The organism is Legionella sp., from assembly GCF_965140895.1.
In the GTDB taxonomy this organism is placed as follows: domain Bacteria; phylum Pseudomonadota; class Gammaproteobacteria; order Legionellales; family Legionellaceae; genus Legionella.
Map to the genome: position 1 here is coordinate 15,069 of NZ_CBCSKT010000046.1, position 22,464 is coordinate 37,532.

Here is a 22,464-nt window from a genome sequence, read left to right on the forward strand (position 1 = left end):
AAAGGAGTATTTATGTGAGCCTGGGATAAGGCCACATCGCGATATAGGCCAACGGGAGAGTTGCATGCCTGGAGAATTAGACTTGTTTAAAGCAGCTTTAGGGAATGATGCTTATTTAGCTGAAATTAACAGTAACGCAAGCTCGCAACTCAAATTCATAAACACGCTTGAAGAAAATCAATTTACGCCGCAAGAACTAATTGAACTAATCAATATAATACATGAGCCCAAAGTGCGAACCTTGTTAATCGTGCGCCTCTTAGGGCGAAGTGAGTATTTAATAAATTTAAAAGGTGAATCAGTACTAAACCGAATAGCCTTTAAAGAATCCCGTACGGAGCCATCTCGCCTGAATGCCTGGGTCCACCAGTTTGATGTAACAATACTTACTACTGAGCTCATTAACAAATTGGATCCAGAAGCGGCCGTAAGTTTACTTTGCTCCATTCCTCATTTCCATCAATTAAGCACTACACAAGTACAATCCTTATTGTATAAGTACTTACACCGCGAATTAATTTTCTATTGGGTGCGACACTACGCTTTTTTACCCAATGCACATTATGTCTTCGCTCATTTAATGAAACTAATCTATTCCGAAATTATTGATGCCATTAAAGACCAAGAGACCAGCAAACAAGTATTACTAACGTCAACGATTATCGAGCATTTGCATTTGTTTCATCCGCTCCCTAAAAAATTGCTCTTGTTGGTAAATCAAGAGTCGCATTTAATTTTGGCAATGAAACTGTATCTTAATGGACATTATTATGAGGCGTACATTTCATTCATAAAACAATTAACCAATAGCTTGCTTCACGCCAAGCATGTCTTTTCTGCAGAAGCAATCGAGTTATTATTGGCTTTAGAAAATGTTTCTGAGTTTAAAGACATTCAAGCTAAGACTCGTGAAATTACAAGTAATTATTTTTGCCGTTATTTAAAAACAAATGCATTAGCCGGTAGCGCGTATCCTTTATATCATAACGGACGTCTAAATAGTAAAAAAATAGTACAATCTATAGTTCTTGATAATAGTCCGAATCCATCTCAATTACAGAATGATGAAATGGGCGCTACTATAATCGAGTTTCTCGGCCAATACCAAACCATTAACTTTTTCGAGTATTTTTTAATCCATTACCGTGGCGATACAAAACTAATTGAACGCCTGCTTAATGATTACCTTGGCCATTTCGCGACAACGCAGGGGCTGGCTAAGAACCGCCAAGCAACTCAGCGGTTAATTTTTTTATTGGATAGTATTCAATTAGACGCAGGCATTAAAGACACAATCTTTTCTGCCCTACTACAACAGCAAGTGCCTGATAATGAACAAATTATCCAGGCATTGTTTTTATATGATGCAAGGGCAACCATATGGCATTTCGGCTTCATGGGCGGCAAAAACAATTATCAAGTGATTGCTAATCTATGTTCATGGGCATTAAATGAATTAACCGCAATAGATCAAGAGATTATGCAAATTGTGGCGCAGGCTCAGGCGGAAGCAGAATTTGAGTATAAGCTTTGCAATAACGAGGGGCTTTTTTCTGGCCTATTCAACTACATTAAGCGATGTTGGTTTTATGGATGGACCGGGTTTTTCACACCAAAGCCACCTATTTACGTTATTCCAGAATCAATGACCCCGGTAGTCACCATAATAGAGAAGCCTATACTCGATGAACCCACACTACCAATAGAGAAAGATATACACTCGCTCTTAAATGAAATGGAACCGCCTGCAACCTTAACGCAGGGGCAATTTGAAGCCTTAGCAAGAGCCTTAACGTGTTATGCATTTACTGACGCCCCTAGTGATGAATTTGCAACTCGAACGAAGGTACATGCTTTATTCAATTATGTAGTACATCACAACGAGAACCAGCTTAGATTATATGCTTGGTTAAAATGCAACCAAGGCCCATTTATGGAGAATCATTTCCGATTGTTAGCTTTATCATGCCAACGGTATTCTTCTATTGAAACCGAATTACTAATAAAGCAAATAAACGATGGTCCTGATAAATTAATACGGGCTGCGGCTGAGTTTAACACACCTATACCTCAGCTAAACGAGCAGCTGGTGGTCGTAACCAATGCGGCTACGGATGTGAACCAGGTGATAGCTGCGACTAAACAAACTCTTTTTGGCTATTCTGAACAGGTAGTTAAAACCGCAAAATTTACTTGGAGTTGGGTGCGAGAAAATGTTAGCGATAGTTTTTTTGCAAAAGAAGATGCGAAAAAAGAGGAAAAAAATGAACTGTCCTCCCAGCCAACCACGACAGCTAATCATTAAACATGTAGGCTGGGATGTAAAGCCCGGAAGCGCTGGTGGTGTAATGGCTCCATAGCCCATGGCCTAATTAGATAGATAAAATCGTTCCCTCATAAACAAAAACTGCAGGGCCTGTTAGGGATATTGGTTTATCAATGGCGGGCCAGTCAATAATCAAATCACCACCAGGTAAGGAAACCGTTATCTGCTGTTCGAGTTGATGATATAAGTGAGCAATAGCTGCTGCAGCAACCGCACCACTGCCACAAGCCAATGTCTCGCCACAGCCGCGCTCATAAACTCTTAATTTGATTTGTCTTCGATTAATAATTTGCATAAAACCAACATTCACTTGCTCAGGAAACCGTGGGTGATGGCTTATTTGTTGGCCTAGAGCATGAACTGGTGCCATTTCTGTATCATGTACTAATAACACGGCATGTGGGTTACCGATGCTCAGCGCATGAATAATGGCGGTCCCACCTTCCTCCAGGTTTATGGTATATGTCTCTGCTTGGTGCTCGGCAATCAGGGGAATGTCTTTGGGGGCTAGGCGTGGGACACCCATTTCAACACGAATGCTATTATCGGGATTGATATGTAATTGCATTTGAGTGGTGGAGGTAGCAACTGTTAGGTTATTTTTTTGCGTTAAGCCATAATGTTTCGCAAAGGCGGCGAGACAACGTGCTCCGTTACCACATTGGCCAACCTCTTGACCGTCTGCATTAAAAATACGGTATTTAAAATCAATATCTGCATGATTGCTGGGTTCAATAAGTAATAGCTGATCAAAACCAATGCCTGTATTACGCTGTGCGAGCATGTTTATGTGCTCGGGGCTAAGATCAATTGTTTGATTAACGCCATCAATGACCATAAAGTCATTGCCTAATCCATGCATTTTAGTAAATTTTATACTCATATCGTTTATTTTGAATTAGTGGTTTCTGTGTTTTGTGTTTCAGGTTGTGGTAAATAGAGAGGACCTTTTTGACCACAGCCAGAAAGAGTCAATATTGCCAAGAAGGCAATTAAGAGTAAACTAATATATTTCATTCAATCGCCCGTAAAACTTATTTGGTTTGAGCCTCAGCTCAGAATGAAATGAAGCCTTATTCTGAGCTGAGGTGGTGCAGCTAATTAATATTATTATTGTGCTGCTTGCATTGGAAGAATAGCATAACGTCTCATGATGTTTTCCGCTTTCAATCCATAAGCACCCATAGCACCAGGAATACCTACAGTTGTTAATGAACCGTTACCTGCATCAAATACTGGAGCTGCGGCAGCACCAACGCCCCATACAGTAGCAGATGCAGTCACAGCAGATGCAGGGACTCCATTACCATTAACAATCAGCACCATATTTGGATATGCTGTTGTTGGTGCGGTGAAGGTAATTGCTCCAGTTGCAGTAGCGGCTGGAACGGTTGTAGTTGTTACACTGTCATATATAATGGTTGAAACAGTGCCCACGGTAGCTTTAAGTGGAGTAACTGCAACGTTAGTGATGCCAGTACAAGAGGTAGTACTGTGAGTAGCAGATGCATTCCATTTAACAGTTACAGTACCGTTGTAAGCAACACTTGCAGTGGTTGAGCAAGGACCCGAACTATCGGAGACTACCACAGAAAAGCCAGAAGCAGATGCCCCAGTATTTGTAGTGCTTACGTTACCTAAGCTGTTAACAATCACTAATTGTCCAGAACTTGGCGCAGCAGCTGCAGCAAATACAACGCCAGAAGTTAATGCAACAGCAAGAGTAGTGCGTAAAAGTGTACGTTTAGTTGCTTCCATAATTTAATACCATCCTTCTTTAAACTTTTCTATTATTAATACAAATAATCGATCTAAAATAACTATCCGTGGAACACACTGCAGCCCACTCGACCTAAAGTCTAGCACTACATTTTTGATTCTGCAGTAATTTTTTTTATTTATATTTAGAATTGTCGGCCTTGACATGAATGGTAAATGAAAGCCTTGTTTTAAAAGAGGGCGGCTTTTCTGATATAGAGCCACTTACATCAGGAAAGCCTTAAAAATGCGAGTTATATAGAGGCTTTTATCGAGTTATCTACGACCGGCTCTAGTTCCTCTGGGTTTTCTACTTGTTCAACCGTTTCAGGTTGCACTGCTTTATCTGTTGTTGATGGTAATTGACGTGCCTTATACGCTTCATTAACAAAAGCACGACCTTGAGTGGTCCAGAAGTAAGGCGAATTACCCGTATATTTTACATAAGCCATGAGGAACAATAACCCTGGAAAAACTGCTGTCGCCAAAATAGCACCAGCAATGACTGTATTTCTCACATAGCGTACCCAGTCTTTATCACGGTGTTTGTCGAACTCATCAGCAGCGAGTGTTAATTTGTTATAAAATTCATTGACTCGCTCAGAGGGTTTGGGCTGCGCGACTGTATTATTTAGGCTCTCCAGTAACGCTTCAAGATGCTCTATTTTCTTGCCTCTGGTTCCGTTTTCATCGCTGGTTGAGTTTTCCAGTTTTCGCAAGTAATCTACAGTTAATGGCCTTAACTTGTGGCTGATGAGTAAAAGACTATTTGCCTCCTCCTCTCTATTTAAGGCATCTTGAACATCTTGATTTTTTTCGGTTTTTTCTTGTAGTTGCTTTCCTAAGGCGGTATTTACCAGGTTCTGTATATTTAACTGATCTTCTACATTGTGCTTCTCTTTCTCTAGCTGTTCCTTCGCGGCACGTAGTTGGCTGTTATCATTTTCCAATGCCACTTGATTTTCTTTCGCTCGATCGACCACATCGTAATTTTCAATAGCATAACGCTCTACCAATTCTGCAAAAGTTCCCGGAGCGGCAATTGGGGGAAGCTCATCGCTGTGATGGCCGTAGAAGAATTTTTGTGCTGCTCGCTCAACCAAAGTATGCGAATTTTCACGAAGTTTGAGTACATAGGCACCAAAGTCTTTTGTTTTTTCAGGAACCAGATTACTTAACGCGCTTAAATCATTCATAAAGACGTGCAGTTGCTCGTGGAGCTTTGCAAAAGCTTCCAGGCTATCCGCGTATTGCTCCACAAAATTGTCTGCGAGTTCTTCAATGATATTGGTTTCTTTTTCATTCAACTCATTGGAACCTAATCCCGAACGATGTTGTTTTAAATTTGTTTCAATTTGGTCAATTAGTTCGGTGCAACCATTTGTACTTAGCTGTTCAAAGATGTGGACAATTTTAAGCGCGGGCGGATGATCTGCTAATTGTTGGTATGCAGATGATTCCATGATTTCTGCAACCATGTTGTTGATTTGCACGTTAGGTTTTTTGGTAGAAAATTGAGCACTAAGATCGGAGAAAAAACGTTGTAACCGTGCATCTGTAGACTGATTAATGCGAGCATAGTTTTTAGTCAATATTTGATACTGATCTTCTAATGTCTCCGCAATTCCAGATATGGCTAGGTTTTTTAGTTCAGAAACAAAGGTCTGGGCTGTTTTATCTTGTAGTTTAGCTAATTCGTCAAATTTTTGAAGTAGGTGAATGATGGCATTAAAAAGGTGTTGTTTTTCCACTTTTTTATCAACGGAGCTCCAATCAACAGTTAAGTAGTGGGTGCTAACTAATTGAATGACGTTACCAAAGGTTTTGCTAACTACGTCACGTGTCGCTTTGTCGTGCAGGTTTGCGCGTTTGTCATCTACGAGAATATAACTGCTATTTAGATCCTCGATCTTATCTTGTACCGTATCTTGCTCAGCAAGGGGCCTGATATTTTTTTCTAAAACCACACTGACCTCATTAACGATGTCTGCGAGATTTTCGGGAGGATGCTCTAATTGGAACATGCTGAAAAAGTATTCTTGCATTAGCCGGGCTTGTTCATCATTAACAAAACCTGAGTTAATGGGAAGAACATCAGTAAGGAGTCCGTAGGTGTGGCCTGCTTTCTCTGGGTCACCTTTGCGCAGAATGCGCCGCTGAGGAGTAACCCCCGTCAGGGTATAGCAGGTACCATTAAATGCCTCATATGCTTTTTTGTTTTGCGCGATTTTGTTATAAAGCTCGCGATAGATAGCTGAAAAATTAAGTTTAGCCACATCAGTTTTTTTATCTTCAGGCGATGATGCCATTGCCTGTTCAATTTGTCCTGCATGCTCATCAAGCACTTCGATTTCACTCGACTCATCATCGGATAGCTCAAGTTGGTCATCTCTTAGATCGACAAGAATATCGGAAACGTCAACATGTTTCTCTTCATCGTTTAACATCATGGCATACTTTCGTCCTACAGCCGTATGCTTCTTAAAAAGCTCTTGGCTTAGATCGTTAAAGATGACCCCGTGTTGGTTTAAGAAATCCAGCAGTTTATAAATTAATAACTTCTGAATATGCGTTGCCTTTACCGAGGAGTCGGTCATAACCACTTTTTGCTGGGAGCCATTATTTCCAGCAGAGCCGGTTCCATGATGGCCCGGAATCGTATGGCACGCAAATTTCTGTTCTGGTGCTTCTGGTTGAATCCATGCAGGTGTAAATCCTAAGGAGGAATGTTCATTTTCGTAATACAGAATTTGCACGTTTTGGGCAATCGCTGGCATGGTAAAATAACGATCGTCATACCAGGTGATGGGAAAGCAATCTCCGGGGACGGGATCAATACCAAAAAAATTAATAGAGGTATTGGGCATATTCTGTTTCAGCGATTCAAACCAGCTTACTCGCTCTTCTTGAGGAATGATCTTTAATTGATCTTTTAAATGTTCGATAATATCTGGAGTGTTATTAATCGGTTTTTTTGCGTTAAGTCGTTCAGTCTGTTGACGGAGTAGCTCTTCAATGACTTCATCAATTGAGTTACAGTCAGCAATGATATTTTGTACGGTTTGTACTTCATGGGTAATCAGCACGGATTCAACCGCACCTCTACTGTGGGCAATGATATTGATTGGTTGTTGGCCACGAGCAACCGCGAATAATATTTCAGCAACACCAAACCCAATCTTTTCCCCAACGTTCGTGCCTCTGGTTGAGGGACCATTAACAACCGTAACTTCGTTTGTCTTATAGGGGATTGGGCTTTGATTTATCTCCGCTTTATTTGCAACTTGAACTTGCATGCTCACCAAACTTAATGATTCTCCTTTTGGATAATCACTAACGACCTCTCCCTTTTTTAAGACATGGTCTTTTTTTGTTTTTTTAGTGATGGGATATAGCGTGGTATCTGTACCCAACATAGTAAGAAGAAATGGTTTTTTTTTGTCGTTTGGGTGCATTTTGGTACCTCTTAAAACACAATAGACTATTGTAACACAGTGTTGTCGATAAAATAAACAATTATGAGCTTGGTTTGTTCCTATTTGAAGACGCTTTGCTCACGAATTAAATTTTATCGAAAAAAGGATTTTCTTGTAAATATTGCTTTGGGATAACTTGCACTGTGTTGAGGCATTCGCGATAATTTGCCTTTTGCATTAAGGGGAACATTTTGAATGTTTATATGAAAGAGTCCCAGGCTCCAGCACAAGCATGTGTCATTTGGATGCATGGCTTGGGTGCTGATGCTTCTGATATGGTCGGTTTAGCTGATCAATTGGTGGCTGGGGATGTGGCGTTACGTCATGTGTTTATTAATGCGCCAGTGCGCCCTGTGACGCTCAACAATGGCATGGTTATGCCAGCTTGGTATGACATCCTGGGAATGGAATTAGTTGATCGACAAGACAAGGAAGGGATTGAGCAGTCAGAATTCTTAATTCGCGAAGTGATGGATGCACAAGTGCGTGACGGTTTTGTTTTGGAGCAGTTGTTTTTAGCGGGATTTTCCCAAGGCGGAGCAATGGCTTTGCATACGGCACTGCACACCCCGGGGCGTTTGGGTGGGGTTATTGCTTTATCCGCATACTTGCCTTTAGCGGATCATAATAGACCAAAGCTTGATAAGCATACGCCGATTTTTCTGGGTTCAGGACAATTTGATCCTTTAGTAGTACCGAAGTGGGTTGAGATGAGTAAAGATTGGTTATTAAACAATGGTTACACCTATCTTTCGGATCACAAGTATCCTATGGAGCATTCTGTGTGTATGGATGAAATTAGAGATATAAGCCTTTGGTTATGCCAGCACGCCCCTGGGAGTATTTTATGACAATAGTAAAAAAATCAAGAACAGTAGGTTATTCTTGCGAGCAAATGTTTCGTTTAGTAAATGAAGTGGAACATTATGCTCAGTTTCTACCGTATTGTACGGAAAGTGTGGTGCATCATCGTGATGAAGATGAAGTACAGGCAACACTGGTGATTGGTGCGGCAGGGATGAGTAAATCATTCACGACTCGTAATCGTTTGCAGATTAATAAAATGATTGAAATTCGCTTGGTTGATGGCCCATTCAGTCACCTGGAAGGATTTTGGCGTTTTGATGAAGTTGACGAGGGCTGTAAGGTTTCTTTTGACTTGGAGTTTGAATTTGCTGGCCGTATGTTTTCTATGTTGCTAGGCCCTGTTTTTGAACAAGTAACGGATAAAATGGTTGATTCATTTTGTGAACGAGCAAGGGCAATTTATGGTGAAGGTTGAGCTTGTTTATATTGATAGGGAACAGCGGACAGTGCATCAGCGACTGGAGTTGCCGCAGGGCGCAACCGTTGCAGAAGCTTTACATGCATCAGGAATACATCATTCTCATCCCGAAACCAAAGACATGCCTACAGGCATTTATGCGAAACAGGTCGCATTGGATGTCGTACTTAAAGAGGGTGATCGGGTTGAGATTTATCGTCTTTTATCTTTAGATCCTAAAGAGAACAGGCGTCAAAGAGCTCGAGGAAAGAAGTAAACCCAAAATTGTGTGAGGCGTAGGTCGGATCCATGGCCCTGACCTACGTGGTTTAATAGAGTTAGATTCGCTCAATCCGTTTTAAGGTTCCATTCGAGAAATACAAACTCACGGTAATGATCTTAATATTTCCATGGCCACGGCGCCAAGTGTAGGCATAATCCCAACGGTCATTATTAAACGTAGGACTTAATAAACTGGTTCCCATCAAAATGGCAACATCATTCTTGCTCATGCCAACTTTTAAGCGTTTTAGCTTGGATTCGGGTAATAAATTTCCTTGCTGCGCTACTCGACGCGCAAAGTCAAAGGAGGTGCATTGAGTTAGAGTTAAGGTACATAAAATACCAAGGAGTAAAGCTATTATTCTCATTTTTTTGCCTACCGTGAAAAATTTCGCCATAATAGCACGTCATTTACTGAAAGACACCTGCAAGGTATGTAGAACTTCGTGATCTTAGAGAAAATAGTCGAACCAGGAGCATCGATGGATGAAAGTAAGCAATTAAAGAATGCCGGATTGAAAATAACCTTACCACGTTTAAAAGTATTACAGATTTTAGAACAGTCTAGCAATCATCATTTAAGCGCTGAAGGGGTTTATAAGGCATTATTAGAAACCGGTGAAGACGTCGGCCTGGCGACGGTATATCGCGTGCTAACCCAATTTGAGCATGCCGGTCTCGTCACGCGTCATAATTTTGAAGGGGGCCATTCCGTCTTTGAATTAAGCCAGGGTGCTCACCATGATCATTTGGTTTGTGTGAAATGTGGTTTTGTTGAGGAATTTGTTGATGAGGTGATCGAACAACGACAAAAAGAGATTGCTGAACGTGCTAGTTTTAAGATGACAGATCATGAATTAAATATTTATGGGATTTGTCGGCGTTGCCATTAACTGAGTGATTCTCGAGCCACACCCGAACGCTATGTTGGGCCCATAGGCCCACCTCTACAAGTCATTGAGAATAGAGCGTTTTCAAGGGCTTATTTTAGCCTACAACGTCTTCTTTTTTACCCAACAAAAAATATGTCTTTATCGGTCCAAAATCTTTCACTGTAATTGTATCATAAGGTTGAATAATGAACTCTTCTTCTAACATAAAAGCTATTTTTTCCGAGATATGAATTTTATTAGGCTGGGCGCTTTTTTCTAAACGGCTGGCTAAATTGGCCACATTGCCCCAGACATCATATAAAAATTTCTTATCTCCAATTACGCCAGCAATTACTGTCCCATAAGTCATACCAATGCGAAATTGCAGATTCATTTGCTGGGATTGGTTAAATGCGTGCAAGCGTTCTAAAAATAGCAAGAGAATAATTTGCCATATTTATGGCGTGTCGTGTTGTCCGCACGGGAACACCGGAAACGGCCATATAGTTGTCACCTATCGTTTTTACTTTTTCTACATGGTATTTCTCGGTAATACTATCTAGTTCAGCAAACAATTTATTCAAAATGGTGACCGTTTTTTTAGGGCCTAATTGGTCTGTTAATTCACTGAAATTAATAATATACGCAAACATCACATTTGCTTGAGGATACTCATCCGCAATGTTTTGCTCACCTAATTTAAGGCGAGAAGCGATGGAATGGACTCGGGTAAGATATTGAGTAGCAACAAATCATTTTCTTCATTGGCTTTGGATAAGGATCTTAATGTTTGCACTATAGAGAATATCATCATGATTGTTGATAGAAATGCAAGCCCCAAGGCAATAGAAAAGGTATGTTGTATTTGTGCCTCAATGCCGAGAATGGTACGTTGCACTCGCGCGTTTACTTCTGCAAAAAATTCCCGGATAGGTTGCATTACCTCGGTTTTGGTATTCATGTATTCATCATTAAATAACAGTGTTTGCGCTAGTTCTGGATCTGGTTTTCCTTGGATGTTGTAATGTTCTGAGCCGTCTTGAACTTTTCCATCAACCGCATTTATCGCCTTTATTTCTATTTAGGTTAATGTATTACTTTTATTTTCAGCCTTAACCAGAAGGGCAAACTCTTTTAAGGAGAAATGATGCTCTAGCATCATTCCTCCCAAGGATTTCGGCGTTTGATAATCTTTTGGGCTTTTGTTGGTGATAATTAAATCCCAATAGGGTTCGTCATAGTTCACCGGGTGGGGGCCACACCATTGCGTATGGCTAATACTTGATCATTATATAATAATTGCGATATTTTTTATTGCTGGTAGCCATATAAAGACGGGGCATGGTGGTTAAATCATCCGAGCTTTGGCGTAGCTCATCAGCGATTGCATAGGCTTTGTGGCGGTCCAGCTCGGTGAACCTTTCTTTGGCTGAGTAGTACTTTAACTGAAATAAACAGTAAATTAGGCATATTAGTGTAATTGCCAAAAAGAAAAAAAGCAGTTGATAAGCCGGGTATTTTTCAAATTTAATTTCATCCACCGTACCTATGTGTAAACACCTAATTCTTATTAAAAAGATAGACTATTTTGTTCTACTCGGGTTATTTTTAATAACTAATTTTAAATGCTATTCTTTAAAGAGTAAGTATTTGTATTTTTGTCATTTAGGACAGGCAGTATTAATTAGGATTATTTAATGAAATTATTATTTTTAGGCACCGGAAGTGGATTGGGTAGCGACCCCTTAAATTATCAATCCAATATGCTGCTTCTTACTGATAATGGCAAAAAGCTATTAATTGATTGCGGTACCGATATTCGTTTTTCATTAACTAAAGCTAATTATACGGCCGAAGAAATTGATGCGGTTTATATTAGTCACTTGCATGCAGATCACGTTGGCGGTATGGAGTGGTTTGCACTACAACGGAAGTTTGTTTCGCACAAAGGAAAGCCTACGCTGATTGTTCATGAAAAATTGGTAGAGATGCTTTGGGAACATTCACTCAGTGGAGGTTTAAAAACGCTGGATGAAGTTGATGCAACACTGAGTGATTTCTTTTCGGTGCAAACGGTTGCGAATGGACAATGCTTTGAATGGGAGGGTTTACGAATAAACTTAATTAAAACTGTGCACGTGCATTCCAATGGTTGTTTAATGCCATGTTATGGTTTGGACATCGTCTATCAAGGAACGAAGTTTTTTATCACCGCGGACACGCAATTTACCCCCGACCAATTTAAACAATACTATGAAGAAGCCGCCATTGTGTTTCATGATTGTGAAACCTTGCGGGTACCCAGTGGCGTGCATGCTCATTTTGATCAGTTAACTACTTTAGCTCCCGAAATCAGGGCTAAAATGTGGCTTTATCATTATAATGATGGAACCTTACCTGATATAAGTACACATGGATTCCGTGGCTTTGTTCGTTGCGGACAAATTATTGACCTAAGTTAGTAATGCATTGATTTTGCCAGTTAAAATTCTGGAATTTATTTTATCCGTATTTTATTGTTATACTGCTAAGCTATTTGCTTGACGTGACAGGGACCGTTAGTTATGTGGATTGTATGGATTGCTCTGTCGCGACCTTACACCTTTATTGTTTTAGCGCTGATGTTATGGCACTGTTAACAAAGTAATTGATATGATATAAAAAGACTTTTTTGGAAAGAGCTAAATGGATTTGAGGCATTATCCTATTAAAGAAGAAGATTTTTTACAGCATATTGCGCCGTATATTTGGAGCCATTACAAACGGCCTGGACGTCCAGCAGGATTAAGTCATTACCAATTTTTTTGTGCGGTACTTTATGTCTTAAAGTGCTAGGATTACTTTGTTAACAGTGCCATAGCGATAACTCCCTTCTATTTTACTTGCATCTCCTTCGCAACTGGCTAACAACGAGCGTCCTGTATGTAATGAGAGTTGATTACCTATTTAAAGACAGTCGCTTGGTTAAGCGACTGTCTTTAAAGTCACACTGTGAAAATACAAACTCCGACCATGACTGCGCATTTTCAATATCCAATTCCACATCTTGCTCCAATACAAAAAAGCAATTGGATCATTTTTTTGTATTGGAGCAAGATGTGTATAAGATTCAGTTGCATGCAACCAGGCTATATTGCGCATAGTAAGGTGACAGATTATGCCGTTACTTTTGTCGCTAGCTGCACCTCGCTAGACAAACCATCAGTTGTTGCCCCAATAATCATTTGCGTCATTTTGCCAAGAAGGCTGAACGTTAGTGACGCTGCAAGGCAAGCTACTCCGGCTTGGAGGATTGCGGTTCCTAAAATAGCCGCTCCCAGACAACCTGCAGTAAAAGCAAAGGCTGCTTTGAATCCGGTATTTTCCATGTATGTAAGAAAAGAGCTATCGAAATACTCAGCATTAATGAATGTCTTATAGGCCATCATTGCGGGAATAACTAAAAGTGCTCCACCCAGAGCCGCAGCACTTGCTGTCATAACAAGAGCGCCAACAGTGGGTGCAGTAGCACCAATTAAAAGACCGCCAAAAACACCATTTTTTGCAGCATTAAGTGCACCAACACCAACATCACCTACTAATTGTTTGGTGTGACGTCTACGGAAAAAGTTAGTCATTTTTTTGCTTCTCATGATTAAAATTGGATTGATATGTTATTTAATTGGGCAATGCTTGTCAAGTACATGCTAGGAGATGGGGGAGAGTGCATCAGCAGTACAAATACCATTACGAACGAGTAACTCAATCCAGCACAAAAGTATTAACGAAGTTCATTCTGGGTTGCTTCACTGCGTTCGCAATGACGAAAATTTGCATACACATTGACGGGGCGATCTTTAATCGAGTTTAATTGTATATGAATAGCTACCCCAGCCATCATATTCAGTTTCAAGATAACGAATACCATTGCAGGATGCGTTAACTTTAGGGTGATTCATGTAAGGACCATCTTTGATGTCGAGTACACACCAGTTTTCAGCATCATAGGCAACAGTAACGTGTGCATATCCGCTTTTGCATTGATAAGAATCTCTAATAAGGAAGCTGCGAGGGCCTATCATTTGCAGAATAATATCTTGATCGCTAAATCCATTGACAATATGAATCTCTGGGTGTGTGTCATCGCTTAAACGAAAATAATCCTTATAGCCACAGTAAAACTCTTTTGCATGAGCATTCATTGCCATAAAGCTTGATGCTGCCAGTACCATCCATTTCTTCATTTTAAAGCACCTTATTGTTTAAAATCGAAACGGATTATAGAGAAAAATTGTTTTAAAAACAATCATTCTGCAGCAATGGGACCACCCGATTTCACATAAGTTGGTTTGGCCAGCCAAACCAGTGCCAGTAAAAAAGTGAATACCCAAGCAGAGGCTCTGAATATATCATTCGTAGCCAGCATGAAAGCTTGATTAATGATGGCCTCATAGAGCACACCGAAACGTTTTATACCATGGATGCCCAATGAGTGTAATTGGTCGAGGGCTTGTTGGGTGATGGGGCTAAAGGCATTGACATATTCTACGAGATGGCTTTGATGTAAGGCTTCTCGATCATTCCATAGGGTAACACTAATTGAGGTGCCAAAACTTCCCCCGAGGATTCTGAAGAAATTACCCAGCCCTAGGGCACTGGCCATTTTTTCAGGAGGCAGGCCTGCTAAAAGCATGGCAACCAGCGGCGTAAAGAAAAAGGCAAGACCGAATCCTTGTACAATACGTGGTTCAATAAGTTGAATGAATCCAATGTCCGTATAGAATAAGGATTGCCAGTAGGAGGTAATGGCAAACACTAGAAAGCCTATGCTGGTTACCACGCGCAAGTCAAATCTACCCATGTAATTTCCTACAATGGGAGTAAGAATAAATGGGATAATCCCCACAGGCGCTACGGCAAGGCCTGCCCAAGTCGGGGTATAACCCATTTGTGTTTGTAACCACAATGGAAAAATAACAACGTTAGAAAAATAGACTAAAAAGCCCAGAGTCAGACAAATGACGCCGATGGTAAAACTCCTGTTTTTAAATAAGTACAGGTCAATAATTGGATCGCTCTGGGTCAGTAACCAAATCACTAAAAAGCTTAGTGTGATTAAGGAAATAATACTTAAGGTAATAATGATATCCGAGTGAAACCAATCTAAGTCATGACCTTTATCTAATAAAACTTGTAAACAGCCAATACCAATAATTAATAAGATTAAACCGACATAATCGATTGGGCGTTTGACAATAGGGGTTTCTCTTCCGGTGAGCGTAATCATCGTAAAAATCACCGAAAAAATACCAACAGGAACATTAATATAGAAAATCCAGGGCCAGGTATAATTATCGGTAATATAGCCGCCAAGAATAGGCCCAACGATGGGGCCTACTACCGCAGTCATCGCCCAGATTCCTGTTGCCAAGCCTCTTTTCTCTGGGGGATAGTTTGCGAGCAAGATACTTTGCGATAGAGGAATCATTGGGCCAGAAACCGCTCCTTGCACTACCCGGAAAAAAATCAGCATGGGCAGATTAAATGATAAACCGCAGAGTACGGAGGCAATGGTAAATAAGGCAGTAGAAAATAGAAATAGACGAACTTCACCAAAACGGCGCGCCAGCCATCCGGTAAGTGGTAACATAATGGCTTGGCTTACCGCAAAAGAGGTGATGACCCAAGTGCCATTATCAGGGCTTACACCGAGATCTCCGGCAATGGTTGGAATCGCTACATTCGCAATAGAGATATCAAGAACATTCATAAAAATAGCTAATGACAAGGAAAAGGTCATTAATGCCAGTCGACTGCCAGTTAGCGGGGGAAATTCAGTCATGCTTATCTGCCTTGGGTAAAGACATGTCAGGAGCGTTTGCTGTTAATATGGAGTCAATGAGCGCGTCTATTTTGGCTAATTGATCCGAAAAGACCGTTGTTTTATAGTTAAAAAGTGCTTTATTGGTCGTTGGCATTCTACTGCCATTGCGGTTGCTGGTATTGACCGTAACTCGCATAGAGAGTCCTATTTGTAAGGGATTCTTTGCTACTTCCTTTTCATCAAGCTGAATACGTACGGGCAATCTCTGTACAATTTTGATCCAGTTTCCCGTAGCATTTTGTGGTGGAAGCAAGGAAAATGCGGAACCAGTTCCAGCATTGAGCCCAAGTACTTTGCCATGATAGGTTATGCCGGGATAGGCATCTGCATAGAGAATAACCGGCTGGCCCACGCGAATATGTTCCAGCGAAGACTCCTTATAGTTTGCATCAACCCAGGTATCATGCAAGGGGACAATCGCAAGCATCGCGGTGTCCCGTGCTATCTGCTGCCCTGGATGAATAGTCCGTTTCGCAATGAACCCGGTGACTGGAGCGACAACCGTTGTTCTTTGGAAGTTTAAATACGCGTTCTTTAGATTTGCTTTTGCGGTTTCCACCAGTGGATGGTTGTATAGATTGGTGTTTTCAACTAAGGCATTCGCTGCATCTAATTGGCGCAGGGACGCATTATAGCTCGCTTGGGCTGCATCTAAGGCTGTTTGGTAGTGTTGCATTTCTTCTCGAGATACCGCTCGATTGCCTACTAATCCTTTGCGGCGTTTTACGTCCAGTTGGGCTTTGACGAGATTTGCTTTATCTAAGATTACATGTTCTCGTACTTGGGCGGCATTTTCAAAATATTGGCGTACTTGGCGTACTGTTTGGCCTAGATCGGCCTTAGCTTTTTGCAATGCTATGGCGTAGTCTGCCTGATCCATTTTAATGAGGGACTGTCCTTCTTTTACCAGTTGAGTGTTTTCGGTATCAACTTCAACAACGGTTCCCGGTATTTGTGCCATGAGTTGGACCAAATTACCGCTCACGTAAGCATCATCAGTATATTCTTCAAATTGTCCCCAAATCAGCCAATACATAAACCAGACAATGGCAATAAATAAAAATAGACCACCTAGAGCCAACATGGCTACCTTACGTTTATGTAAGGTTTCTGGGGTTGCACCACCATTTTCTTCTTTTTTGGTCATAATGATACCTCGCCACCAAGGGCTGCTAATAAGGCTACGAAAGCTTGTTTTTGACGGGTTTGTAAACTAATAAGTAGTGATTTTTGTTGCACTACTAATTGTTTTATTTCAAGAAGCTGCACGTAATCAATGACGCCGCTGGCATAACGGGAGCGAAATAAACGGTAATTGGTTTCGGTAGCATGCACTGCTTTTTCTTGAGAGTTAACCTGTTTATTTAAGGTTTGTAGCGTGGTCATTTGATCGCTAACTTCACGTAAGGCATTTAAAATCGTTTGATTATATTGATTCACTGCCAGCTCATACTCCGCACGCTTGACGCCTAGATTCGCTTTACGGGCTCCTGCATCAAAAATAGGTAATTCGAGGGCCGCTTTAACCCCTTCAGTTTGCAGGGCTATATGAAACAGTTTGCTAAAGTAAAATGACTGTAAACTAAGCACGCCACTTAAATTAATATTGGGGAAAAAAGCGGCCTTGGCTACTTTAATCAAATGTGCTGCAGCTTGTGCACGAGCGCGTGTGGCGATAATATCTGGCCTATGCCCCAGTAAATTAGCAGGGATTATTTTCGGCAAGGCAAGTTCATGTTTATTATAAGTAAATTTGCTGGTTTCTATCTCTGTATTAAATGGATTTTTACCCATTAAGGTCGCTAATTGGTGACGTGCCTGCATTTCTGCGCGGTGATAGTCATCAACCGACAGTCGTGCTGCTTGGGTGCTTGAGATGGCTGTTTTGACCGGAATGTCTGATTCAACCCCTTGTTTGGCGCGATCGGTAACAATCCCTTCGAGTTCTTCTAAAAGCCGTACATTTTCTTTGGCTAATTGTTGCTGAAGCAGATTATTTTGGAGGTCAAAATAAACCGAGGCAATGGTCGAACTTAAAATTAACTGTGTTTCCTCTAGATCCATATGTGTCGCAAAACTTTCATTGACACTGCTGGCGAAGGTTTCTCGATTTTTGCCCCACAAATCCAGTTCATAGTTAAAATTTAACGCCAGATTTTCGATACGAGCCTGGTTCGCTATTATTTCAGTGAATGGTGGGGGAACTACACCGTGAAAGGAAAAATGGTCTTTGGCAATTGAGCCTTTGAGATCTGCCGAAGGCCACAGTGCTGAGAATGTTCCTTTGGCAATTTGTCGGGCGCGATCAATCCGAGTCCATGCACTACGCATATCAGGCCCATCCGTTAGTGCCACTGCAATCAGCTGATGTAGCTGGGGATCATTAAATCGAGTAAGGCAGCTCTTGGGTTGATTGGTACTGGGGATCTTATAAACATGAGTTATTGCTAAATTGTGTGCATTAATTTGCGGCGTATGGCTTGAAGTTACGCTATGAAGTTTACAACCTGTTAACACCGATACACAGCAAAGACCGGTTAATAAGAGCGAGCGCAAATTTAAATCCCTGTTCTTTTCTTAATAAGCTCCTTAATTTATCAATATTTTTATGGAAAATATACCTTTTTGGTGCTGCCCTTTTCTCCGTTTATAAGAACCGTTATTTTTGAAGAATTAATAAGGCTCATAGTGATTCTTTTTTGGCAGGTCATCAGAATATGGACTAGAATAACTAAAGAAATGCCCTATTTTCAAACTCAGAGAAGAGAGGAAAATCATGAACAGAGCGAAAAAAATAATAATGGTTTGTCTTTTTTTGGCCACGGTAGGGATGCTAACAGCATGCGGTACAGTTAGAGGTTTTGGCAAAGACGTGACCAATGTGGGCCATGGTATTCAGCGAGCCTCTCATCTTTAATAACATTCGCGTGTTTTTCTATCGTCTTGTTGGAGGCGAAGTACTGAGTGATTTCTTTCTTATTTTTCGATGTCCCGATGATTTGTGCGCGGGCATCGGCAGTTTGAGTTCAGTTAATGATTCGATTTAAACGGATTATCTTTCCCATCCCAGGAAAAAAATTGCTGCATGTCATAGAAAAAACACAGTCTAGGTGGCCGCAATCTAAGTTCCTTTTCAAGGCACAAAGACGCGAGTTGTTCAATTTCAGTGGCAATAATCTGTGCATCACTGGCGGCTTTGTACGCATAAGCTAAAGTAACATGGAGTGTTTTAGGGATTTTGTTTTCTATGCCGAATTCATCGGCAATTGCTTTAATTAAATCATACTGGAATTGAGGAATGGCTACATTTAATTGTAAGGCATAAGAGACTTTAATTGCTACGACCTTTGCGGTAGGAGTAAAGGGGGTTGCCATTAACTTGGTATGTAGGCGTTGGAATCGCTCGTCATTGAGCAATATCGGCCAGTTATTCGCATCGTCACTTTGAGTATATAAGTTATTGGTGGTCATATGATAACTGGAACTGGGAAGGGGGGCGTAATAGCGGCGTAACTTGTTGCTTCCATTAAGGAATTCGTAGATGTTCAGCCAGAATTTTTTATCCTTATTATCTACATCGGCAATGACTGTAATCCCTGGAAATTCCAGGTAATTACCTTGTGCATCTATTTTTTTATGGATGAGCATTCGTTGCTTTCCAGTTGTCTGGTTGCTGATGATGCTAAAACAAAGCAGATGGGGAGTCAATGTGGTCATTAATTGGTCTTTCATGATATAAGGATTTTATTGGCAATGCAATTATTATTCGAGGCGGCAAAAGGAGACGGAATCTATTTTTTGATACTTTTATTTTTATTCTCTGATTTTTCAATGCATTTTTTTATAAATTCATGATAGATTAGCTGTCATAAATTTATAAGTTGCAAAGGATTGTTGCTAGTGCTTGGTTTTAGATCTCGCCCAGGTGTGTTTATTGGGGTATTTACATTTTCTGTTCTGCAGGCAGGCTGTATGGTCGGGCCTAACTTTCGCTCGCCTCCATTACCACCAGTCAAGCAATATACTGAATCGCCATTACCGGCTAAGACGGTGAAAACGCACGGGACAGGGGGGGACGCACAAGCTTTTATTAAGAACAAAGATATTCCGCTGTTATGGTGGGAACTCTATCAATCTCCTGAAATTAACCAATTAGTTAAAGCGGGTTTAGATAATAGCCCTACTTTGGCTTCGGCTTCAGCTGCGCTGCATCAAGCGAGAGAAAATTGGCGAGTGCAAGTTGGTAATTTGTTACTTCCAGCAATTAATGGCGCCTTTGGGGTACAGCGCCAACGTTACGCAACCGCGCAAATTGGTACACCTGGTCAAAGTTCTACATTCTCCATATATAGTACAGCCTTTAATGTTTCTTATGTGCTTGATGTCTTCGGTGGATCACGACGAGAACTTGAATCCTTGCGTGCCCAAGTAGACTATCAACAATTTGAAGAAATTGCGGCACATCTTAGCTTGGCCGCCAATATTGTTACCACCGCAGTAAATATCGCATCTTATCAAGCGCAAATTGATGCAACTCGCCGTTTAATTAAAATCGAACAAGATTTATTAAATATCTTAAACCAGCAATTTAATGTGGGGGCGGTTTCTCGTGCAAATGTATTGACGCAGCAAACCTTATTGGAACAGTCTAAAGCGACCTTACCACCATTACAAAAAAACCTGGCCCTAGCCAAGCATTCTCTCTCAGTACTGGTCGGTGAATTTCCAGAAGGGGCTTTGCCCAAGCTTGATTTGAATCGATTAAAACTACCTACCGAATTACCGTTAAGTATACCCTCGATGCTGGTACGTCAGCGTCCCGACGTGCGTGCTTCGGAGGCGCTCCTGCATTCAGCTTGCGCAAAAGTCGGTGTTGCTACTGCTAATCTTTTCCCCCAAGTCTCGTTAACCGGGAATGAGGGCTGGCTGAATATTTCTTGGTCCAAGTTATTTACAGGGCCAAACAATGTCTGGCTGATTGGCGCAGCTGTGGCACAGCCATTATTTCGTGGGGGTGCTTTATTTGCTCAACGTCGAGCTGCTGTTGCGGCTTATGAGCAGGCAAAGGCTCAATATCAACAAACTGTTTTGCAGGCATTTCAAAATGTGGCGGACGCATTAAGCGCCATAGAAACTGATGCACGAACATTACAAGCAGATATTCGCGCTGAATATGCAGCACGCGATGCCTTAACGTTGACGGTACAGCAATTTCGCCTTGGTGGAGTTAGTTATATTAATTTATTAAATGCGCAACAGCAGTATCAACAAACAATGCTGAGCCGTATTCAGGCGCAGGCCTTACGTTATAACGATACCGCCGGTTTATTCCAAGCCTTAGGTGGTGGCTGGTGGCATAAGCCATGGTGTGTAAAAGAATGTGTGTAGGAGACATCATCCTGAAATGAGGCAGTGTCCTTAACTTAATGTTCCGGTGGATGGCGTTTAAGATTTAGATACAAATTAAGAGAGAATTTCTTGAAAAAGCAAATGACAATTATGTTGGTATCCGTGGGGATACTTTTTGGCTTGATCTTTGGCTGGAAAGCATTTACAGGTTTTATGATGAAACGATATTTTGCGAGTATGCAAAATCCGATAATTACGGTCTCCACCATGAAAGCAGAAAAGTCTTTATGGCAGCCAATGATGAAAGCGGTTGGAAGTTTACGAGCTCGCGTCGGGGTAAATGTTACTACTGAATTAGCGGGCATGGTAAAAACAATTTCGTTTACTCCCGGTGCTCAAGTGGAAAAAGGCGCTCTTTTAGTGCAATTAAATGCTGATGCTGAATTAGGGCAGTTGCATTCATTACAGGCACAAGTTGAGTTAGCTAAAATTACTTATGAGCGAGATAAAGCTCAGTTTAAAGTTAACGCAGTGAGCAAACAAGTAGTAGATAGCGATTGGTGGAATCTTAAAAATCTGCAAGCACTGGTAGAGCAGCAAGCGGCCATCGTCGAAAAAAAGACGGTGCGGGCACCATTTTCAGGGCGCTTAGGGATCAATAATGTCAACCCTGGTCAATATCTTAATGTTGGTGATACGGTCACTGCCTTACAGGACTTAAATATAATTTACGCAGACTTTTTTTTGCCTCAGCAAGCTTTGGCGGATCTGGAACTAGGGCAAGTGGTTTCTGTTAGTGTTGATACCTTTCCTGAGCAACTCTTTAAAGGAAAAATTACGACTATTCAGCCTCAAGTTGATGTTAATACCCGTAATGTGGAAATCGAAGCAACCTTGTTGAACCCTCGTTTCTTATTAAAGCCAGGTATGTTTGTGCATACGGCGGTAGAAGTTCAGTCCACGCGCAGTTACATCACCTTACCTCAATCGGCAATTAGTTTTAATCCTTACGGGGATATCGTTTATGTCGTTAAAGACAGTGGCAAAAAAGATGATAAAAATCGTCCCATGGTTACGGTGCAGCAGGTTTTTGTTACTTTAGGCGATACGCGAGGGGATCAGGTTGCGGTTTTGAAAGGAATTAACGAAGGAGAAACCGTCGTAACCAGTGGGCAATTAAAGCTTAAAAATGGCAGCCGAATTGCGGTTAATAACACCATCCAACCCAGTAATGAAGCTAACCCTCAGGTTACAAATAGACGCTAAGGATTGTA

General features: G+C 41.1%; 24 protein-coding genes. 9 read left to right on the forward strand and 15 right to left on the reverse strand.

Going from position 1 to position 22,464, the window contains the following annotated elements; genetic code table 11:
* The first annotated feature begins 64 nt into the window (after nucleotides 1-64).
* Nucleotides 65-2,305: a hypothetical protein gene (locus tag ACQY7T_RS06180; protein ID WP_428412069.1), complete on the forward strand. Its 2,241-nt coding sequence runs from the start codon at nucleotides 65-67 to the stop codon at nucleotides 2,303-2,305.
* 67 nt (nucleotides 2,306-2,372) lie between these two features.
* On the opposite strand, the gene dapF is transcribed toward ACQY7T_RS06180, so the two are convergent.
* The 4 genes from dapF to ACQY7T_RS06200 all read right to left on the reverse strand — a co-directional run bounded on the left by dapF (nucleotide 2,373) and on the right by ACQY7T_RS06200 (nucleotide 7,539).
* Nucleotides 2,373-3,209, reverse strand: coding sequence for a diaminopimelate epimerase (gene dapF / locus ACQY7T_RS06185; RefSeq protein ID WP_428412070.1), 837 nt, complete (start codon nucleotides 3,207-3,209; stop codon nucleotides 2,373-2,375).
* Between the two features lie 5 nt (nucleotides 3,210-3,214).
* Nucleotides 3,215-3,343 (reverse strand): LPS translocon maturation chaperone LptM, encoded by a 129-nt coding sequence (lptM, locus tag ACQY7T_RS06190; protein ID WP_428412072.1) that lies wholly within the window; start codon nucleotides 3,341-3,343, stop codon nucleotides 3,215-3,217.
* Between the two features lie 93 nt (nucleotides 3,344-3,436).
* The gene (locus ACQY7T_RS06195; protein WP_428412073.1) at nucleotides 3,437-4,084 is read right to left on the reverse strand and encodes a hypothetical protein; all 648 of its coding nucleotides are present in this window, start codon (nucleotides 4,082-4,084) and stop codon (nucleotides 3,437-3,439) included.
* A 254-nt stretch (nucleotides 4,085-4,338) separates the two neighbouring features.
* On the reverse strand, nucleotides 4,339-7,539 hold the full coding sequence (locus tag ACQY7T_RS06200; RefSeq protein WP_428412074.1) for a hypothetical protein: 3,201 nt from the start codon (nucleotides 7,537-7,539) through the stop codon (nucleotides 4,339-4,341).
* Nucleotides 7,540-7,763: 224 nt separating this feature from the next.
* Here ACQY7T_RS06200 and ACQY7T_RS06205 point away from each other — a divergent pair, with 224 nt between their 5' ends.
* The 3 genes from ACQY7T_RS06205 to ACQY7T_RS06215 are packed head-to-tail and all read left to right on the forward strand — an operon-like array spanning nucleotide 7,764 to nucleotide 9,101.
* Nucleotides 7,764-8,411: an alpha/beta hydrolase gene (locus tag ACQY7T_RS06205; RefSeq protein WP_428412130.1), complete on the forward strand. Its 648-nt coding sequence runs from the start codon at nucleotides 7,764-7,766 to the stop codon at nucleotides 8,409-8,411.
* Nucleotides 8,408-8,842 (forward strand): type II toxin-antitoxin system RatA family toxin, encoded by a 435-nt coding sequence (locus ACQY7T_RS06210; protein ID WP_428412075.1) that lies wholly within the window; start codon nucleotides 8,408-8,410, stop codon nucleotides 8,840-8,842. Before ACQY7T_RS06205 ends, ACQY7T_RS06210 begins: the two co-directional genes overlap by 4 nt.
* Nucleotides 8,829-9,101 (forward strand): RnfH family protein, encoded by a 273-nt coding sequence (locus ACQY7T_RS06215; RefSeq protein WP_428412076.1) that lies wholly within the window; start codon nucleotides 8,829-8,831, stop codon nucleotides 9,099-9,101. Before ACQY7T_RS06210 ends, ACQY7T_RS06215 begins: the two co-directional genes overlap by 14 nt.
* Nucleotides 9,102-9,162: 61 nt before the next feature.
* Here ACQY7T_RS06215 and ACQY7T_RS06220 read toward each other — a convergent pair whose 3' ends face one another.
* Nucleotides 9,163-9,504, reverse strand: coding sequence for an outer membrane protein assembly factor BamE (locus ACQY7T_RS06220; protein ID WP_428412077.1), 342 nt, complete (start codon nucleotides 9,502-9,504; stop codon nucleotides 9,163-9,165).
* An 84-nt stretch (nucleotides 9,505-9,588) separates the two neighbouring features.
* Here ACQY7T_RS06220 and fur point away from each other — a divergent pair, with 84 nt between their 5' ends.
* A complete protein-coding gene (gene fur / locus ACQY7T_RS06225) occupies nucleotides 9,589-9,999 on the forward strand; it encodes a ferric iron uptake transcriptional regulator (protein WP_428412078.1) in 411 nt (136 codons plus the stop codon).
* 94 nt (nucleotides 10,000-10,093) lie between these two features.
* Here fur and ACQY7T_RS06230 read toward each other — a convergent pair whose 3' ends face one another.
* From ACQY7T_RS06230 to ACQY7T_RS06245, 4 genes are all read right to left on the reverse strand, one after another.
* On the reverse strand, nucleotides 10,094-10,372 hold the full coding sequence (locus ACQY7T_RS06230) for an adenylate/guanylate cyclase domain-containing protein (RefSeq protein ID WP_428412079.1): 279 nt from the start codon (nucleotides 10,370-10,372) through the stop codon (nucleotides 10,094-10,096).
* 13 nt (nucleotides 10,373-10,385) lie between these two features.
* Entirely contained in the window at nucleotides 10,386-10,631 is a 246-nt protein-coding gene (locus ACQY7T_RS06235) for an adenylate/guanylate cyclase domain-containing protein (RefSeq protein WP_428412080.1), read from the reverse strand.
* A gap of 41 nt (nucleotides 10,632-10,672) precedes the next feature.
* Nucleotides 10,673-10,939 (reverse strand): hypothetical protein, encoded by a 267-nt coding sequence (locus tag ACQY7T_RS06240; protein ID WP_428412081.1) that lies wholly within the window; start codon nucleotides 10,937-10,939, stop codon nucleotides 10,673-10,675.
* Nucleotides 10,940-11,059: 120 nt separating this feature from the next.
* Nucleotides 11,060-11,224: a hypothetical protein gene (locus tag ACQY7T_RS06245; RefSeq protein WP_428412083.1), complete on the reverse strand. Its 165-nt coding sequence runs from the start codon at nucleotides 11,222-11,224 to the stop codon at nucleotides 11,060-11,062.
* A 451-nt stretch (nucleotides 11,225-11,675) separates the two neighbouring features.
* On the opposite strand from ACQY7T_RS06245, the gene ACQY7T_RS06250 reads away from it, so the two are divergent.
* On the forward strand, nucleotides 11,676-12,440 hold the full coding sequence (locus ACQY7T_RS06250) for an MBL fold metallo-hydrolase (protein WP_428412084.1): 765 nt from the start codon (nucleotides 11,676-11,678) through the stop codon (nucleotides 12,438-12,440).
* A 693-nt stretch (nucleotides 12,441-13,133) separates the two neighbouring features.
* Here the strand turns inward: ACQY7T_RS06250 and ACQY7T_RS06255 are convergent.
* The 5 genes from ACQY7T_RS06255 to ACQY7T_RS06275 all read right to left on the reverse strand — a co-directional run bounded on the left by ACQY7T_RS06255 (nucleotide 13,134) and on the right by ACQY7T_RS06275 (nucleotide 18,397).
* Nucleotides 13,134-13,595 (reverse strand): hypothetical protein, encoded by a 462-nt coding sequence (locus tag ACQY7T_RS06255; RefSeq protein ID WP_428412085.1) that lies wholly within the window; start codon nucleotides 13,593-13,595, stop codon nucleotides 13,134-13,136.
* 219 nt (nucleotides 13,596-13,814) lie between these two features.
* Nucleotides 13,815-14,201 (reverse strand): hypothetical protein, encoded by a 387-nt coding sequence (locus ACQY7T_RS06260; protein WP_428412086.1) that lies wholly within the window; start codon nucleotides 14,199-14,201, stop codon nucleotides 13,815-13,817.
* A 62-nt stretch (nucleotides 14,202-14,263) separates the two neighbouring features.
* Nucleotides 14,264-15,799, reverse strand: a complete 1,536-nt coding sequence (locus ACQY7T_RS06265) for a DHA2 family efflux MFS transporter permease subunit (RefSeq protein ID WP_428412087.1) — start codon at nucleotides 15,797-15,799, stop codon at nucleotides 14,264-14,266.
* On the reverse strand, nucleotides 15,792-16,988 hold the full coding sequence (locus ACQY7T_RS06270; protein WP_428412088.1) for an efflux RND transporter periplasmic adaptor subunit: 1,197 nt from the start codon (nucleotides 16,986-16,988) through the stop codon (nucleotides 15,792-15,794). The genes ACQY7T_RS06265 and ACQY7T_RS06270 overlap by 8 nt, the downstream gene beginning before the upstream one ends.
* On the reverse strand, nucleotides 16,985-18,397 hold the full coding sequence (locus ACQY7T_RS06275; protein ID WP_428412089.1) for an efflux transporter outer membrane subunit: 1,413 nt from the start codon (nucleotides 18,395-18,397) through the stop codon (nucleotides 16,985-16,987). The genes ACQY7T_RS06270 and ACQY7T_RS06275 overlap by 4 nt, the downstream gene beginning before the upstream one ends.
* 274 nt (nucleotides 18,398-18,671) lie before the next feature.
* Here ACQY7T_RS06275 and ACQY7T_RS06280 point away from each other — a divergent pair, with 274 nt between their 5' ends.
* Nucleotides 18,672-18,758, forward strand: a complete 87-nt coding sequence (locus tag ACQY7T_RS06280; RefSeq protein ID WP_428412131.1) for an entericidin A/B family lipoprotein — start codon at nucleotides 18,672-18,674, stop codon at nucleotides 18,756-18,758.
* Between the two features lie 113 nt (nucleotides 18,759-18,871).
* Here ACQY7T_RS06280 and ACQY7T_RS06285 read toward each other — a convergent pair whose 3' ends face one another.
* Complete coding sequence (locus tag ACQY7T_RS06285) at nucleotides 18,872-19,558, reverse strand: DUF1868 domain-containing protein (protein WP_428412090.1); 687 nt, start codon at nucleotides 19,556-19,558, stop codon at nucleotides 18,872-18,874.
* A gap of 183 nt (nucleotides 19,559-19,741) precedes the next feature.
* Between ACQY7T_RS06285 and ACQY7T_RS06290 the strand changes: the two genes are divergently transcribed.
* Nucleotides 19,742-21,229 carry an efflux transporter outer membrane subunit gene (locus ACQY7T_RS06290; protein WP_428412092.1) on the forward strand — a complete coding sequence of 496 codons (1,488 nt, stop codon included), beginning with the start codon at nucleotides 19,742-19,744 and terminating at the stop codon, nucleotides 21,227-21,229.
* 90 nt (nucleotides 21,230-21,319) lie between these two features.
* On the forward strand, nucleotides 21,320-22,456 hold the full coding sequence (locus tag ACQY7T_RS06295; RefSeq protein WP_428412093.1) for an efflux RND transporter periplasmic adaptor subunit: 1,137 nt from the start codon (nucleotides 21,320-21,322) through the stop codon (nucleotides 22,454-22,456).
* Nucleotides 22,457-22,464 lie beyond the last annotated feature (8 nt).

What these genes read in the sequence shown, in the direction of transcription:
- ACQY7T_RS06180 (WP_428412069.1), top strand. Translation starts at nt 65, where the DNA reads ATGCCTGGAGAATTAGACTTGTTTAAAGCAGCTTTAGGGAATGATGCT.
- dapF (WP_428412070.1), bottom strand. Translation starts at nt 3,209, where the DNA reads ATGAGTATAAAATTTACTAAAATGCATGGATTAGGCAATGACTTTATG.
- lptM (WP_428412072.1), bottom strand. Translation starts at nt 3,343, where the DNA reads ATGAAATATATTAGTTTACTCTTAATTGCCTTCTTGGCAATATTGACT.
- ACQY7T_RS06195 (WP_428412073.1), bottom strand. Translation starts at nt 4,084, where the DNA reads ATGGAAGCAACTAAACGTACACTTTTACGCACTACTCTTGCTGTTGCA.
- ACQY7T_RS06200 (WP_428412074.1), bottom strand. Translation starts at nt 7,539, where the DNA reads ATGCACCCAAACGACAAAAAAAAACCATTTCTTCTTACTATGTTGGGT.
- ACQY7T_RS06205 (WP_428412130.1), top strand. Translation starts at nt 7,764, where the DNA reads ATGAAAGAGTCCCAGGCTCCAGCACAAGCATGTGTCATTTGGATGCAT.
- ACQY7T_RS06210 (WP_428412075.1), top strand. Translation starts at nt 8,408, where the DNA reads ATGACAATAGTAAAAAAATCAAGAACAGTAGGTTATTCTTGCGAGCAA.
- ACQY7T_RS06215 (WP_428412076.1), top strand. Translation starts at nt 8,829, where the DNA reads ATGGTGAAGGTTGAGCTTGTTTATATTGATAGGGAACAGCGGACAGTG.
- ACQY7T_RS06220 (WP_428412077.1), bottom strand. Translation starts at nt 9,504, where the DNA reads ATGGCGAAATTTTTCACGGTAGGCAAAAAAATGAGAATAATAGCTTTA.
- fur (WP_428412078.1), top strand. Translation starts at nt 9,589, where the DNA reads ATGGATGAAAGTAAGCAATTAAAGAATGCCGGATTGAAAATAACCTTA.
- ACQY7T_RS06230 (WP_428412079.1), bottom strand. Translation starts at nt 10,372, where the DNA reads ATGAATCTGCAATTTCGCATTGGTATGACTTATGGGACAGTAATTGCT.
- ACQY7T_RS06235 (WP_428412080.1), bottom strand. Translation starts at nt 10,631, where the DNA reads ATGTTTGCGTATATTATTAATTTCAGTGAATTAACAGACCAATTAGGC.
- ACQY7T_RS06240 (WP_428412081.1), bottom strand. Translation starts at nt 10,939, where the DNA reads ATGAATACCAAAACCGAGGTAATGCAACCTATCCGGGAATTTTTTGCA.
- ACQY7T_RS06250 (WP_428412084.1), top strand. Translation starts at nt 11,676, where the DNA reads ATGAAATTATTATTTTTAGGCACCGGAAGTGGATTGGGTAGCGACCCC.
- ACQY7T_RS06255 (WP_428412085.1), bottom strand. Translation starts at nt 13,595, where the DNA reads ATGACTAACTTTTTCCGTAGACGTCACACCAAACAATTAGTAGGTGAT.
- ACQY7T_RS06260 (WP_428412086.1), bottom strand. Translation starts at nt 14,201, where the DNA reads ATGAAGAAATGGATGGTACTGGCAGCATCAAGCTTTATGGCAATGAAT.
- ACQY7T_RS06265 (WP_428412087.1), bottom strand. Translation starts at nt 15,799, where the DNA reads ATGACTGAATTTCCCCCGCTAACTGGCAGTCGACTGGCATTAATGACC.
- ACQY7T_RS06270 (WP_428412088.1), bottom strand. Translation starts at nt 16,988, where the DNA reads ATGACCAAAAAAGAAGAAAATGGTGGTGCAACCCCAGAAACCTTACAT.
- ACQY7T_RS06280 (WP_428412131.1), top strand. Translation starts at nt 18,672, where the DNA reads ATGCTAACAGCATGCGGTACAGTTAGAGGTTTTGGCAAAGACGTGACC.
- ACQY7T_RS06285 (WP_428412090.1), bottom strand. Translation starts at nt 19,558, where the DNA reads ATGACCACATTGACTCCCCATCTGCTTTGTTTTAGCATCATCAGCAAC.